A 564-nucleotide genomic window follows, 5' to 3' on the forward strand; every position below is an offset into this window, starting at 1 on the left:
TTGCAGCACCCGGGCCGCCAGCAGGGTCGGCAGATCCTGAGAGAGGGCGCAGGCCACCGAGCCCGCCATAAACAGGCCTATGCCGATGTTGAGCATGCGTACCCGGCCGAACAGATCGCTCAGTTTGCCGTAAATGGGCAGGGCGGCGGTGGCCGCCAACAGGTAAGCGGTGACCACCCAGGTGAGGGCGGCGCCAGCGTTCAGCTCGGCCCCTATGATAGGCAGTGGGGTGGTGACTATGCTCTTTTCCAGTGAACCCAGGGCGATCACCAGGGCCACGCTTGAGAAGATGGTTTTTGGAGACATATGCGGGCTCGCTAATTTGAAATGCCAGGATCTGCGGCGCAAAGCCCATCATTGTCTCATAAATCACCAGCCGATGGCCAAAACCACTGCCATGGCGCCGCCAGCGCGCAACCATGACGGAGGTCGCGGCATACGCCCGCTGGATCTGGTAGTGTGAGTGTTTGGTTCAAGAGGAAGCAGACCCATGTCCGAGCAGTTCCGGTTTGATCAATACGACGCCCTGATTTTCGATATGGACGGCACCCTGGTGGACTCCAT

The 564-nt window shown here is 59.8% G+C and carries 1 protein-coding gene; it reads right to left on the bottom strand.

Annotated features, from left to right (window positions below; translation table 11 throughout):
* On the bottom strand, window positions 1-306 hold a 306-nt coding region (locus BN1129_RS01880; protein ID WP_042034125.1), incomplete at its 3' end, for an MFS transporter.
* Between the last annotated feature and the right edge of the window lie 258 nt (window positions 307-564).

Origin of the sequence: Aeromonas popoffii (assembly GCF_000820025.1) — a bacterium.
GTDB lineage: Bacteria > Pseudomonadota > Gammaproteobacteria > Enterobacterales > Aeromonadaceae > Aeromonas > Aeromonas popoffii.